The sequence below is a fragment of the Corynebacterium callunae genome, from assembly GCF_046592015.1.
Classification (GTDB): Bacteria; Actinomycetota; Actinomycetes; order Mycobacteriales; family Mycobacteriaceae; genus Corynebacterium; species Corynebacterium callunae_A.
In genome coordinates this window covers 257,792-271,970 of record NZ_JAWVOB010000003.1, presented here as the reverse complement: position 1 = coordinate 271,970, position 14,179 = coordinate 257,792, and the positions used below count along the sequence as shown (strand labels likewise).

Annotated in this window: 11 protein-coding genes and 3 pseudogenes; 3 read left to right on the top strand and 11 right to left on the bottom strand. The window is 63.0% G+C overall.

The window, feature by feature from the left end:
• Positions 1–139 precede the first annotated feature (139 nt).
• From SFC07_RS05725 to SFC07_RS05710, 4 genes and pseudogenes are all read right to left on the bottom strand, one after another.
• Positions 140–538 carry a low affinity iron permease family protein gene (locus SFC07_RS05725; protein ID WP_411207265.1) on the bottom strand — a complete coding sequence of 133 codons (399 nt, stop codon included), beginning with the start codon at positions 536–538 and terminating at the stop codon, positions 140–142.
• Between the two features lie 333 nt (positions 539–871).
• Positions 872–2,071 (bottom strand): YihY/virulence factor BrkB family protein, encoded by a 1,200-nt coding sequence (locus tag SFC07_RS05720; protein WP_411207264.1) that lies wholly within the window; start codon positions 2,069–2,071, stop codon positions 872–874.
• A gap of 137 nt (positions 2,072–2,208) precedes the next feature.
• Complete coding sequence (locus SFC07_RS05715; protein ID WP_411207263.1) at positions 2,209–3,036, bottom strand: DUF2382 domain-containing protein; 828 nt, start codon at positions 3,034–3,036, stop codon at positions 2,209–2,211.
• A 427-nt stretch (positions 3,037–3,463) separates the two neighbouring features.
• A pseudogene (locus SFC07_RS05710) lies at positions 3,464–4,231 on the bottom strand (ISL3 family transposase); the annotation flags it as partial.
• Between the two features lie 196 nt (positions 4,232–4,427).
• Here SFC07_RS05710 and SFC07_RS05705 point away from each other — a divergent pair.
• Positions 4,428–4,685 (top strand): annotated as a pseudogene (locus SFC07_RS05705) (IS6 family transposase); the annotation flags it as partial.
• 8 nt (positions 4,686–4,693) lie between these two features.
• Here the strand turns inward: SFC07_RS05705 and SFC07_RS05700 are convergent.
• The 6 genes and pseudogenes from SFC07_RS05700 to SFC07_RS05675 form a co-directional block, all read right to left on the bottom strand.
• Positions 4,694–4,819, bottom strand: a pseudogene (locus tag SFC07_RS05700) (type II glyceraldehyde-3-phosphate dehydrogenase); the annotation flags it as partial.
• 87 nt (positions 4,820–4,906) lie between these two features.
• Positions 4,907–5,569: a DUF305 domain-containing protein gene (locus SFC07_RS05695; RefSeq protein ID WP_411207262.1), complete on the bottom strand. Its 663-nt coding sequence runs from the start codon at positions 5,567–5,569 to the stop codon at positions 4,907–4,909.
• Between the two features lie 53 nt (positions 5,570–5,622).
• Positions 5,623–7,842, bottom strand: coding sequence for a copper-translocating P-type ATPase (locus SFC07_RS05690; RefSeq protein WP_411207261.1), 2,220 nt, complete (start codon positions 7,840–7,842; stop codon positions 5,623–5,625).
• Positions 7,843–7,892: 50 nt separating this feature from the next.
• Positions 7,893–8,225, bottom strand: coding sequence for a heavy-metal-associated domain-containing protein (locus SFC07_RS05685; protein ID WP_006284595.1), 333 nt, complete (start codon positions 8,223–8,225; stop codon positions 7,893–7,895).
• A gap of 59 nt (positions 8,226–8,284) precedes the next feature.
• Complete coding sequence (locus tag SFC07_RS05680) at positions 8,285–9,484, bottom strand: sensor histidine kinase (RefSeq protein ID WP_411207260.1); 1,200 nt, start codon at positions 9,482–9,484, stop codon at positions 8,285–8,287.
• Entirely contained in the window at positions 9,481–10,203 is a 723-nt protein-coding gene (locus SFC07_RS05675) for a response regulator transcription factor (RefSeq protein WP_411207259.1), read from the bottom strand. Before SFC07_RS05675 ends, SFC07_RS05680 begins: the two co-directional genes overlap by 4 nt.
• Positions 10,204–10,606: 403 nt before the next feature.
• On the opposite strand from SFC07_RS05675, the gene SFC07_RS05670 reads away from it, so the two are divergent.
• Both SFC07_RS05670 and SFC07_RS05665 read left to right on the top strand, forming a co-directional pair.
• The gene (locus SFC07_RS05670; protein ID WP_411207258.1) at positions 10,607–11,182 is read left to right on the top strand and encodes a CueP family metal-binding protein; all 576 of its coding nucleotides are present in this window, start codon (positions 10,607–10,609) and stop codon (positions 11,180–11,182) included.
• Between the two features lie 70 nt (positions 11,183–11,252).
• Complete coding sequence (locus SFC07_RS05665; protein ID WP_411207257.1) at positions 11,253–12,734, top strand: multicopper oxidase domain-containing protein; 1,482 nt, start codon at positions 11,253–11,255, stop codon at positions 12,732–12,734.
• A 637-nt stretch (positions 12,735–13,371) separates the two neighbouring features.
• On the opposite strand, the gene SFC07_RS05660 is transcribed toward SFC07_RS05665, so the two are convergent.
• Positions 13,372–13,998 (bottom strand): recombinase family protein, encoded by a 627-nt coding sequence (locus tag SFC07_RS05660; protein ID WP_411207256.1) that lies wholly within the window; start codon positions 13,996–13,998, stop codon positions 13,372–13,374.
• Positions 13,999–14,179 lie beyond the last annotated feature (181 nt).

Here is a 14,179-nt window from a genome sequence, read left to right as displayed (position 1 = left end):
TGCCCACAGGATGATGTCACGGGGGAAATGACGACCGGAGAAGATGCCCATGGTTGTGATTATTTCACGCAGGGCTTCCTACTGCCCCAATTTTGCAACAGCACCGATTCTTTCACTTTCTGAGTCCACGGCCTGGGTGTCACCGCCTGCGCTGGGAAGAGTTGTCCTGGGGTGGGGTGATCTGTTCATTGAGTGCCTCGAGTTCGGCTTCTCCGCGGTTTTCCGCGTCATAGACCACCGAGTCGGTGATGTTGTGCTCACGCATGAGGATGTCTAGCTTGAGGTGTATCGCCGCGCTGTCACGGTTCTGGGTGTTTTGGATGATAAACACCATCAGGAAGGTCACCAGGGTGGTGCCGGTGTTGATGATCAGCTGCCAGGTATCAGAAAACCCCAGGACCGGCCCGCTGGCAGCCCACAGCACGATGGCGATGACCGCCACGATAAACACCCCGGGTTTGCCGAGGTAATCAGCGGTGGCGGTGGTAAACCGGGTAAAAGTTTTCCGGGCACCGGCCGGGGATAAATGATCCGGCATGACAGCCTCCTGACATAAGGTCGGCCAACCTATAACCGACAGTGAATACAACCTATTCATCATACCCGGCTCCTCCCGTAACTCGATGCCCAGGTCACAGGGACAGTCCCGGGGGCACCACCTTGCGGTTCCCGGCTGGTTGCCCTCGCTAGGCTGACACACACCCTGGAGGTGATGGAGGTGTCTCAGTGGTGCACCGACGCGGCGAGGCGGTCAGGATCATCTGCCCACCCTGGGTCGGCGGCACGGTTGGTGGCCCGCCGGTTACCTGGCGGGGTGGACAAGGCCAAGAGGAAGGCAGGGACCCGGATAAAGAGGGGGGGAACAAGAGGACTACGGCCGGTGGGCGGTACTGCCCGAAGAACCCCTGTCGTCGGGGACTGGCGCATCATGGTCCTGGGGGTCATCGGCTTTTTCCGAGGTGGCAGCGTGGGAGTCCTGATTGTGGGTGGCGCGCAGTTCCCGGCCCTGGGATTCGAGCCGTTCGCGTATCTTCTGCTGTTTTTCCACCTTGGCGGTGTCGCGCGGGGGGAGCTGGATGTTGTCTTCTGCCGCAATATCGCCCTGCAGCTGGCGGGCGCGTTCAACCTCGGCGTCGATCTCCACGCCCAGCAGCAGGACGATGTTGAACACCCACAGGGTAAACAGCAGGGCCATGACACCGCCGATCGTGCCGTAGGAGCTGTACCCGCCCAGGTACGAGAAGTACAGGTAGAGCAGGCCCGAGGCTGCGGCGATGCCGATGATCGCGACGATCGAGCCCAGGCTGACCCACCGGAACTTCGGCTGCCGGACGTTCGGGGTGAAGTAGTAGAGCACGGCGATGAGGAGGACGAGCAGGACCAGGATCACCGGCCATTTCACCCACGCCCAGACGGGCAGGAAGGTGCCCATGAGGAAGTCGAGGACTCCGCCCAGGCCGAAAGATGCCGCGACGGGGCCGAGCAGCCCGGAGACCACGGTCTCGTTGAGCACGAGGCAGATGAGGATGAGCACGATCCCCAGCAGCAGGACAAGGGTGGTTGCCAGCATGGTGCCGGTCAGTGTGATCAGCCCGCGGCCCTCAGCACGCTCGTAGATGGTGTTGGTGCTGCGGGAGAACGCTTTCACGTACGCAGAGGCTGACCACAGGGCGGTGGCGACACCGATGATCAGGGCAACAATGCCGCCGGTGGTGGAGACGGTGATGGTGTCGATCAGATCGATGACCAGGTCCTGGTAGTCGGTGGGTACGTAGGTGGTGGTGAAGTCCTCGGCCAGGGTGGTCACTGCGCCCGCGTTGCTGGCCAGCACCAGGGACAGCAGGGAGAACACCGCAAGCATCGACGGTGCCAGGGACAGCACGGTGAAGTAGGTGAGCATGGCCGCCAGGTCCGTGCCGCCGTCGGCGAGGAACTCCTGCCCGGACCTCTTCACGGCGTATTTCCAGCTGGCGGAGGTGAGCTTCGGCGGAGAATCGGGTTTTGTGTCACTGTCGGGGGCGGGGGCGTCAACCGCGTCCAATGTGTCGTCGATGTTTTCCTGGACAGCCATGAAGGAAGATCCTCTCATCAGTCACATAACGGTGAGTGAATATGTCGGGGGGTGGCAGGGGTGAGGCGGGGATGCAGTCAGGCCCTGACCGACCACACGGGGTCGGGCAGGGCCTGGACAAAAGCAGGGCGCGGTGCTTAGCGGCGCAGGGTGGGATCCTCGTCGATGTCGCCGGTGATCTCGCGGTCGCCGTCGATCTCGAGTTCCTCACGGGCGACGTCCTCGCGGACGGTTTCGGTCTCCCGGACGGTCTCCTTGTGCAGGCTGACCTCCTCGACCGGGACGGTTTCCTTGGTCACGCTCACCCGCTCCTCGGACAGGGTGATCGATGCCTCGTCTTCGGTGAGATCGCCGCCGCGCACAGCGTGCGCATCATCGGCGTCGATGGGGGTGCGTTCGATGCGGACTTCTTCGCGCTGGACGGGGACCTCGACGGTTTCGGTGTCGTGGACGACATACTTGCGCAGACGCACCTGGCCGGTCTCCACGCGCTGCTTGTCGACGTTGACCCTCTCCTCCGACAGCGTCATCGAATCAGCGTCCGTGGTGTCTACACCGGTGTCGACACGCTCGTGCTTACGCTCCACATCTACTCCGCCGGCCAGATCAGCGCGGTCACGGTCGTAGTCGGCGTCGTAGGTTTCCAGGTTGTCGGTGCTCTCCAGGCCGTAGTGACGGTAGATGACCGCCTGGTCTTCGTCGGAGAGGTGGGCCTCGGAATCAAAATCCGGGGCATCGGCGATGCGGTCCTTGGTGAACCCCAGGCGCAGCTCGTCACCGGTGAGCTGGTGGCCGCGCAGCGGCACCAGGCTGGAGCTCATGCCGAACAGACCGTGGCCGACCTCAACGAAATCGGGCTGGCCGGTGGCGTCGTTGATGTAGACCTGCTTGACGGAACCGAGCTTGTCCCCGTTGCTGTCGTAAGCGGTGGCGTTGGCAAGCTCCTGGATGTTGCGGTTGACCATGATATGCTCCTTGGGTGTTCTCGATTGTCAGGCTGGGCGATCAGAACCTGCCACGAAAGCAAGATCCTAATCGCCACCTGAATACGGACCTGCCCCAGTCTAGCGAGTCATCCGGCCGCGTGTGTGATCAGAGACATAGTTGGTTGTCAGTTGACGGCCTTCCTTCAGTGTTCTCACAGCAACACGGTGCCGACATGCCCTTCCATCCCCGCGCTGGGGCCGTCGGAGTAGAACCCACCCGGTGGTCGGCGCCGGAGGAAGACGGCCCGGGTCCGGGCCACCATAATTTCCTAGATGTGATCTATTGATATTGTCGGGTTCGTGGAGGAGGGTGAGGAGGATGCTTACTGATCAGGATGTGTTGTATGCCTTCGGTATCCGCCTGCAGGTGGCCCGGGAGTCGGTGGGATTATCGGCTCTTCACGATCTAGAGTGCGTTGATCCGGTTTTGCAGCTGTCCGGAGTGAATCAGGCACCGCAAGATGTAGTTGTCCAGGTTCCTGAAGCCCAGAGCGATACCACGCAGGTGCTCGAGTCTGCCGTTGATCGCTTCCACGGGGCCGTTGGATGCGCCGATGTCGAAGTAGGCGAGCACGTTCTCACGCCGGCGCCACAGCGTCCGACCCAGCTGGGCGAGCTCCTCCAGCCCTGCGGGCAGCCCCTTGTGCAGGGTGTTAATGCTTCGTTCCATCAGCTTCTTCCCCTCTGATTTCTTCGGATGCCCGTACGCCTGAATCATGTCCTGGTAGAACATCCAGGTCACCTCCAGAGCAACGTACTCATCGTCGGTGGCCCACAACAGGTCCAGTCGTTGCTTCTGCCGGACCGTGAGGTAGTTCGTCCTGGTCAATAGGGTGCGACGGTATTTGTACAATGGATCGTCCTTGCGTCCCCGACGCCCGGCGGTCTCTCGCTGGAGTCGTTGCCGATAGCCGGTGAGTTTGTCCGCAGCCAGGTGCACGACGTGGAAGGGGTCCATCACTTTGGTGGTGGCAGGTAGTGCCTCGTCCACCGCGGGGGCGTAGCCGGCGAAGCCGTCCATGGTCACCACCTTCACGTTGGTCCGGAATCCTGGGGTGCACTGATTGAGCCAGGTCCGTAGGACTTCTGCGCTGCGTCCCGGGCGCATGTCCAGCAGTCGGGCGGGCCCACGGCCGTCCACCAGTGGGGTCAAATCCACCAGCACCGTCACGAACGACGGCTAAACCGGCCTGGGTTGGTGAGAGGGCATGATGTAATGCAGGAGGAACATCATGGCTATCAGCCCCTACGACCAGGAGACCCGTCAGCGGGCGGTGCGCCTGTACTTCGAGGAGCTCGCTGACGGCGCTTCATCCGGTGCTGTTGCAAAGTTGGGGCAGTAGGAAGAGCGACGTGAAATAATCACAGCCATGGGTACCTTCTCCGGTCGTCATTTCCCCCGTGACATCATTCTGTGGGCAGTGCGGTGGTACTGCCGCTACGGGGTGAGCTACCGCGATCTGGAGGAAATGATGACTTCAGCAGGGCGTGCCGGTCGATCACACCACGATTCTCACCGCTGGGTCCAGAAATACGCCCCTGAGCTGGACAAGCACACTCGGTGGTACCGGCAGGTACCTGACTGGCAGGCCAGTTCCTGGCGGGTGGATGAGACCTATATCCGGGTACGGTGTCATCGGTAATCGGTGGTGACGTCGCTGACCCCGAGGAGTTCCATGTCCTCCTGGGCTCTCACCGCGTCGGCTACACGTTTACCGATGACACCGTACCCGTTTACTGCAACCTTGATTTTATTCGGCATGCTGATTGTCCTTCCCGGAAATCCTGGTTTGGCCCGATGGTCGTATGGTCGTGTTTCTCATCTGGGGTGGTCGGGGAATGTCCTTGTTCAGAGCTCGTTGAGCATCTGCTCCATCTCGGCGATCTCGGCCTCCTGATCTTCAATGACCTGCTCAGCCAGAGCGATGGCCTGCGGGTTCTGGCCATCAGTGACCTCATCGCGGGCCATATCGACCGCGCCCTCATGGTGGGCGGTCATCTGCTCAAGGTAGAGCCGGGCAGCCTCGGTGCCCTGGGCGTCCTCGAGGGCTGTCATGTCCTCCTCGCTCATCATTCCACTCATCCCGCCATGGTCCATCTCACCCATATCACCGGTGACCGGATCTTCTTCCCAGGTCTCGAGCATGGTATTCATCCGGTCGATCTCCGGGCCCTGGGCATCGATAACACCCTGGGCGAACTCGATGACCTCGGCCGGGGTATTGTCCTTGGCCAGGAGGATTTCACTCATCTCCACGGCCTGTTGGTGATGCGGGATCATCATCTGCGCGAACATGATGTCCGCGTCATTGTGCTCGGTGGAGACCTCTCCGGCCGCCCCCGTCTCTGTCTCAGGATCCGTGGTGGCCCCGGTCGTTTCGGTGGTGTCGGGGGCGGACGTAGTGGCGATGGTCGTGGTGTCGGTGTTTTCTCCCTCAGTGTTATCTGCGCAGGCGGACAAAACCAGGGTGGAGGTCAAGGCGAGAGCGGCGATGGTGATGGTGCGCTTCATGGGGGTTCCTTTTCGGAGGTTGTGTATGGGGGGAGTCGATGAAGGATTGAAAGTCAGCGGACGGGGGCTGCAGAGCTCACAGCAGCCTTCTCCTCCTTCCCGTCGGTCGGAGCCAGGTGAGCCGGGTCCAGGTCGATCCGGCGTAGCAGCTGGGCGTTGAGGGCGACGATGATCGTGGACAGGGACATCAAGATGGCGGCGGCCGCCGGGGGAAGCAGCACACCGATAGGGGCGAGCACACCGGCGGCCAGCGGAACGGCCACGATGTTGTACCCGGTCGCCCAGACCAGGTTCTGGACCATCTTGCGGTAGCTGGCATGGGAGAGCTCGATCATCGACAGCACGGCCCGGGGATCATCACTGGCCAGGACCACCCCGGCGGACTCCATCGCCACATCTGTACCCGCGCCAATCGCAATACCGACCTCGGCCCGGGCCAGGGCCGGGGCGTCATTGACACCGTCGCCGACCATGGCCACGCTCAGACCGCGCTCCTGCAGCTGGGTGACCTTGGTGTCCTTGTCCTGCGGCAGAACCTCGGCGAAGACCTCATCGATCCCCAGATCCTTGCCCACTGCCTGGGCGACCTGGGTGGCGTCACCGGTGATCATCGCCACCTTCACCCCGCGGGCCTGCAGGGCGCGTACCGCCGCGCGGGATTCGGGGCGGATCTTGTCCTCCACTGCCACCGCACCGATGATCTCACCGTCGCGGACGACATGGAGCACTCCGGCACCTCGCTGTGCCCAGGAACCGGTGATGTCGGCGAGCTCACCCGGGGTGGTCAGATTGAACTCGCGTAGCATGTTCGGCCCGCCCACGAGGATTTCGGCACCGTCGACAGTGGCCCGGATCCCGCGGCCGGAGGCGGCGGTGAAACCGGTTGCGCGCAGCTGACGCTGCGAGGCCTCCGGGTGTGCGGCCGCGGCAGTCACGATCGCGCGGGCCACGGGGTGCTCACTATCGGCCTCAGCGGCGGCGGCCAGGGCCAGCAGCTCACCCTCGGCGATACCCGTGGCCGGAGCCACGCCGGTGACGGCGTGTGCGCCTTCGGTCAGGGTGCCGGTCTTATCAAACAAGACCACGTCGATGGTGCGCATGTGCTCGAGTGCCATGCGGTCCTTGATGAGCACCCCGGATTTCGCGGCCCGCTCGGAGGAGATCGCGATGACCAGCGGGATGGCCAGGCCCAGGGCGTGCGGGCAGGCGATGATCAGCACGGTCACCGCGCGGACTACCGCATCGTCGGGGCTGCCGATGATGGTCCAGACCACCGCGGTGATCAGGGCCACGATCAGGGCGAACCAGAACAGGAAGGCTGCGGCTCGATCGGCCAGGGCCTGGGCCCGGGAGGAGGAGGCCTGGGCATCGGCGACCATGCGCTGGATGCCTGCCAGGGCGGTGTCCCCGCCGGTGGCCTCCACCCGGATACGGACGGTGTTGTCGGTGGCCACGGTGCCGGCCACCACGGTCTCACCGGTATCCCGGTAGACGGGTCGGGATTCGCCGGTGATCATGGCCTCATCGAATTCGGCCGCTCCGTCGATGATGGTCCCGTCGGCCGGGACGCGGGCACCGGCTCGGACCAGCACGACATCGTCGACGGCCAGCTCTGAGATCGCTACGGTGCGGGTGGTCCCGTCGACGACCTTCTCGGCCTCATCGGGCAGGAGCGCTGCCAGCGCGTCAAGCGCGGAGGAGGCTGCACCAAGAGCGCGCATCTCCAGCCAGTGGCCTAGCAGCATGATGGTCACCAGCAGGGCCAGTTCCCACCAGAAATCCAGGTGGAACCCGCCCAGCCCCAGGGTGGTGACCCAGGAGGCGATAAACGCCACGGTGATCGCCATGGCGATCAGGAGCATCATGCCCGGTTGGCGGGATTTCAGCTCGGTCATTGCGCCTTTGAGGAAGGGGGTGCCGCCGTAGAGGAAGATGATCGTGCCCAGGACCGGAGGAATCCAGTAAGCTCCCGGAATCTCCGGAATATTATATCCCAGCAGGTCGGCGAACATCGGGCTGAAGAACACCACCGGAACCGACAGGATCAGCGACCACCAGAAGCGGTCCCGGAACATCGCGGCGCTGTGGCCGGCGTGTTCACCGTGACTGTGGACCTGGTGTTCTTCATCGACAGTGGAATGCGGATGATCGTGCGGCATGGCCTGGCCGTGGGTGGCGGCATCCGCATGGTGCTCGTGACCGGCATGATTCGGGTGGTGGGTGTGGTCTGTTTCCGGAGCGGGGTGATCACCGTGGTGGTGGGGAGTGCTCATGAGGTTCCTTCCGCTCAACCCGGTCGGGGTCGAGATGATGGGCGAATCGATCAGGACAAGACGGTGTAGCCGGTTTCCTCAATCGCCCGGTGGACGGTTTCCAGGGGCACGGAACCCGTGACCGTGACGATGGAGACCCCACCGGCGATGAGGTCGACCTGGACGTCGTCGACCTGGGGCAGAGCGCTCACCGCCTCGGTGACGTTGCCGGCGCAGTGTCCGCAGGTCATGCCTGTGACCTGGTAGGTGGTGGGACCTTCAGGTGTTGCGTCGGTTGCCGCGGCCACGGCCGGGGCGGAGACGGTCGCGGACGGTGTAGAGGGCGCGCAGCATCCACAACCGTCGGAGGCCAGCGGCAGCAAGGGGGAAGTCGGGGTGGTCATCGGATCGCTCCTGTGGGATCGGGGGGATCAGGCGGGGTTTCCCCTCCCACAATATACCCCTATGGGGTATTGTCAAGGGGTTGATACGGATTGCTGCCGAGGTCATCAGAATTATTGTCCCCGGGAGTGGGGTCACTGAGCATCAGGGACACGTTTTCCTGGTGCAGGGGAAGACGGATGGTGAAGACCGATCCGGCACCGGGGCCAGGAGAGGTGGCGGTGAGAGTGCCGCCGTGGGCCTCGATCAATGCCTTGGAGATGGTCAGACCGATACCGGCCCCGCCGTTGTCCCGGCTGCGGGCGGCATCCCCCCGGTAGAAGCGTTCGAAGATGTGTCCGAGCTGGCCAGGTGGGATGCCCTCGCCGTCATCGGCGACGTGGATGAGCGCGGTGGACGCCCCCTGTCGGTGGACGCTGATCCGGACCTGCCCGCCGGCCGGGGTGTGCCGTAGCGCGTTCGACAGGAGATTGCTCATCACCTGGCCGAAGCGTTGCCGGTCCACGAGCACCCGGGCGGTGTCCGTAATGGTCTCGACCTGTAAATCGACGCCTTTATCAGCATAAGCTTCCCCCGCGGCAGCAGCGGCGGTATGGAGCAGATCCCCGAGCCCTTCCTCCGCCAGGTCCAAATCGATCCGGTGTTCCTGGGCCCGGGAGACATCGTCGATGTCTTCCATCAACCGGGTCAGGCGGGTGAGTTGGTCAGCCATGATCGTGTGGGTGGCATTATTCCAGTCCACGACCCCGTCCTGGAGACCATCGAGGTAGACCGTGAGCACCGATAAGGGGGTGCCCATTTCGTGGGCCAGATCAGAGAGCATCTGGCGGCGGACCTGTTCGGTGTGTTCCAGCCGGTCGGCCATGGTGTTGAAGGCATGCGCCAGGGTGGTGACCTCGGGGCCTGCTTCTCCGGCGGGCACGCGGATACGGTAGTTGCCGGCCGTCAGGCTGGTAGCGGCGCGGGTGAGATCCTGCAGGGGGGTGCGCAGGCGACGCGATAACCACAGGCTGGCCAGCAGGGCGCTGATCAAGGCGGTGGGCAGGGCGACGGCCAGGGTGATCAGGTTGGCGTCCCGGTAGGCCTGCTCGGCATGGAACAGCTCCAGCGAGGGGTCCTCCCGGCCGGTCATCAACATATGATCATGGAACAGGGTCGGGCCCACCATCGTGGCCACGGCCGCGGCCACCAGCAGGCTAATCACCACGACCAACACCTGGGCGGCCAGGAAGCGGAAGGTCAGGCCGGGTCTGTGATTCATGGCTGCCCCACCCGGTAGCCCACGCCACGCACGGTGTCGATAAACCCCCGGCCCCGGGTGTCGGTGCCGAGCTTGCGACGCAAGTTGCCGATGTGGACATCGACGATGCGTTCATCGCCGACCCAGGTGGTGTCCCAGACCTCGGTGACCAGGTCGTGGCGGGTCAGCACCTGGCCGGGGCGCAGGGCCAGGGCAACCAGCAGCTCGAACTCCGTGCGGGTGAGCTCCACGGTCGTCTCCCTCACCCGCACCTGATGGGCGACGGGGTCAAGGATGAGGTCACCAACGATCAAGGGGGTGGTCACCTGCGGTGGGGTGGTGCTGGTGCGCGGGCGGCGCAGCACCGCATGCACCCGGGTCACCAGTTCCCGGATGCTAAAAGGTTTGGTGATGTAGTCATCCGCCCCCAGGGTCAAACCGCTGATCTTGTCGTCCTCGCTGCCACGCGCGGTGAGCATGAGGATGTAGCAGTCCGAGAAGGTGCGAATCCGTCGGCACACCTCCAGGCCGTCGAGTTCGGGCAGTCCCAGATCCAGCACCACAACATCGGGGGAAAAGTGACGGGCCTCGTCCACGGCCTGGGTGCCGGTGTGCGCCTGGCGGGTGTCGAAGCCGGCCCGGATGAGGTAGGAGGCCACCATCTGAGCCAGGGGTTGTTCATCATCGACGACCAGCACCCGCCCCGGGGGCGTGGCGGTGGTCGGTGTGCGGTCAGCCATAGACCCCAGTATCGCTTCGGCCGGGGGGGAATACCACCCTCGTTCAGTGCCCGGCGGGGAAATCTTCATCAAATCTTCAAACATCACCCTTCGACCGCCGTCACCCCTGTGCCCCACCCCGGGCCGGCGGCATCGCCTCCCCTGGTCAGCTCAGCAGGCGCCACCAGGCATTTCACTGCCTGCACCGCATACCCGGGGCGGGTAGAAGGACATCGCCCACAGCTGTGGGGTGGTGTCCCGGTGGTGACCCAGCCCACCGGAGTCACCCCCTTTTCGCCCTGTTATAAGGCTGTGAGCAGGGTTTTTGATTTCTGGGCCGTCAGGCACCCGTGCTAGAAAAGGTATGGCATCGACCTTGAGGCGGTGTCTTCTCACGGTCTTACCACGATCCAAGGAGATTGACGTGAAACGAGCAGCGATCGCAGCCGCCACCCTTGCCCTCGCCCTCACGGGGTGTTCGGCCGCCGACCCGGAACCCACCGCCGACGGGACGGTGTCCCAGGATACATTCCTGACTACCCATGGCCTGGCCGCCATGGACGCGGTGGAGATCATTGATCACCTCGACCGGCAGAAGGTCACTGAGCGTCCCACGGATCTGATCGCCTCCGTGCGTGCCGATGAACTGCTGCTGTCGAGCGATGACCAGGAAGTCGTGGTCGATCTTCCCGACAATCAGACGTATGTCTCGGTTGCTCCGTATATCACCTCCACCCACGACTGCTTCTACCACAGCCTCACGACCTGCCTGGGGGAACTCGACAATGAGGATATCCAGGTCACGATCACCGATGAAGCGACCGGCGAGGTCCTGATCGATGAGCAAACCACCACCTTCGACAACGGGTTTGTCGGCTTCTGGCTTCCCGGTGATGCCACCGGCACCATCGAGATCACCCATCAGGGGCGCACCGGTGTCACCGAGTTCTCCACCACCGAGGACGGGGCCACCTGTGTCACGGACCTGCGCCTGACCTGATGCCTCAGCAGTGGGTTTCCCCTGATCATTCCCCTGTGTCACTCAGACTTGCACCAAGGACGGTTTAACCATGACAAGTAGTTTTTCCCGGCGACAGTTTCTGCTCGGCGGGCTCGTACTCGCCGGCACCGGGGCCGTGGCCGCCTGCACCAGCGACCCTGGACCCGCTGCCTCGGCACCAGGTCCCTCCCTTCGCCCCACTCCCACCCCCACTGCGCTCGGTGAGCCGACGGTGCGCCGGACACTGACCGCCCGGCCCCTCTCCCTGGATATCGGCGGCATCGAAGTCAAGACGTGGGGATACGTCTCTGACACCGGGGATGCGGCCATTGAGGCCACCGCCGGCGACGTCCTCCAGGTCGATATCACCAATGAACTGCCTGAGAGCACCTCCATCCACTGGCATGGCATCGCACTCCACAACGCAGCCGACGGTGTGCCCGGCATGACCCAGGACCCCATTGAACCTGGCGAGTCTTTCTCCTATGTTTTTGAAGTCCCCCACGGTGGCACCTACTTCTACCATTCCCACACCGGCCTGCAGCTTGATCGCGGCCTCCACGCCCCACTGATCATCCGTGACCCGCAAGACGCTGAGGACCAGGACGTCGAGTGGACCATCGTGCTCGACGACTGGGTCGATGGCATTCAGGGCACTCCCGACGATGAGCTCGACAAGCTCACCGGAATGGGTTCGGGCGACCATAACGGGAGGATGGGAATGGGAGGTCACGGCCAGATGATGCACGGCACCCCGGACCGGGTACTGGGCGGGGATGTCGGCGATGTGATGTATCCGCACTACCTCATCAACGGACGTATCCCCCGTGCTCACCGGACCTTCGAGGCTCGCCCGGGCGACAAGGCCCGCCTGCGGTTTATCAACTCCGGCGGTGACACCATCTTCAAGGTGGCCCTCGGTGGTCACCGCATGACTGTCACCCACACCGACGGCTTCCCTGTCCAGCCCTGGGAGACCGAATCGATCTACCTGTCGATGGGCGAGCGTGTCGACGTCGAGGTCATCCTCGGCGACGGCATCTTCCCGCTCACGGCTTTGGCGGTGGGTAAGGACGACCGCGCCTTCGCCGTCATCCGCACCGCCGGCGGCCAGGCCCCCCGCCCCGATGTCGACTTCCCCGAGTTGTCGTCCACCGGACTGCTTCTGTCCTCCCTGAAGCCAGCAGACCGTGCACTCCTGCCCGAGGGCACACCAGACCGAGAAGTCAGCATCGACCTGGGCGGGCAGATGATGCCGTATGAATGGAGCATTCTCACCGACGGCCAATCCTCCTCCGCGACCGTGCAGGAGGGCCAGCGCCTGCGGATGGTTATGCGCAACAGGACCATGATGCCCCATCCCATGCACATCCACGGCCACACGTGGGCGCTGCCCGGCAGCGGCGGGCTACGCAAGGACACCGTCCTTCTCCGCCACGGTGAAACCATGATCGCCGACCTGATCGCTGACAACCCCGGTGAGTGGGCATTTCACTGCCATAACGCCTATCACATGGAAACCAGGATGGTCAGCTCGCTTCGCTACGAGTAACCCCCCACAGCAGGGTTGAGTGCCGAGGTGGGCAGAGTCGCTGCAGACCACCCACCGGGCAGCACGATGACCTTCCTCGGTGTTGTGGTCTTCCGGGACAACCAGAACACCGTCTTCTTCCCCACCGCCCCGGAATAAGGAGATCTAATCCATGCCGAGCACACCCCGCAGAGCCGCCATCGCGGTTGCCGCGGTGCTCACCGCCGTGACCCTGGTGGCCTGTTCGGTGCTGTTGCAAAGTTGGGGCAGTAGGAAGATCGAGTTGGCTGGATCATGCTCCTTCTCTCACGGGAGGTTGCGGAAGGAAAGTCGGGGGTAACCAAGAGATTTCCATAAAAAAGGTTTCCCGGATTTTTGTCACACTATCCGTTTTGCCTACCCTCTACGTAACGTAGATTAAATAACGCGTTAAGTGACAATCCTTGATTTTTCGACCTTGGATGACATTCTTCCAAAATCGTGTCACACAAACGATCGTTTACGTGACACGCATCGAAAAAATATCGTTATCAGGGTCAGAAGGCGTGTGCACAGACCCTGCCTGGCCAGCAGGGCTATGCACACGCCTTCTGACCACTATCTGGTCACTACCCGCGTGCACAAGACGACAAATGTCAGAAGTCCCGTTCACCAACCCTCACCGCAGGCTGGGGTTTGAGGTGTCAGGGATGTCTGCGGCGGTGTGGGTCTCCACCGGCCGCGGTGGCAGGTGCCGGTAGAGACTGGAGCGAGTGATGCCGGTCTTCTCCACAATCTTGCTCATCGAGTACCCCTCATTGCGCAAGTGTGCTGCGTAGCGAAGCTTGTCCGGGTCCACCACACTGGGCCGGCCCACCCGTTTTCCCTTCGCCTCGGCCACCGCCCGAGCATGGGCTGCACGCTCGACGGCGTAGGTGCGTTCCATCTGCCCGAACAGCGAGAGGATCACCACCGCCAACTGCGCCATCGGATCATTCGGATTCGAGGAATCAACCTTGATGGGATCGGCCAGGGTGCGCACCCCGACCTCACGCTCCTGAAGATCATGGATCAGGTTAAGAGTGTCCCGGACGGTGCGGCCCAGCCGGTCGAGGGTGTGAACGACGATGACATCACCCGCGCGGGCTTGCTCAAGGGCTTGCTCGAGTCCGGGCCGATTGGTGGTGGATCCGGATTTCTTATCGACGTAAATATATTTATCCGCAACACCTTCTTTACGGAGCGCATCGATCTGACGGTCGAGGTCTTGTTTCGCGGTGGAAACCCGGGCGTAACCAATATCCATGACCCACAGCATACCGGAAGTCTATTCTGCAGCAGGTTTCGTGAGTCAGTTCGTTGGAATAGCTTATGGAACAGTTTTCTCTTGGGACTATGCATTTTCACTTGGTTTCATTAAGGGTGTCCCACTTCCTAGGAAGTGGGACACCCTGATCGGTACGTGGGCCGCCACTGGTCTGGGCCGC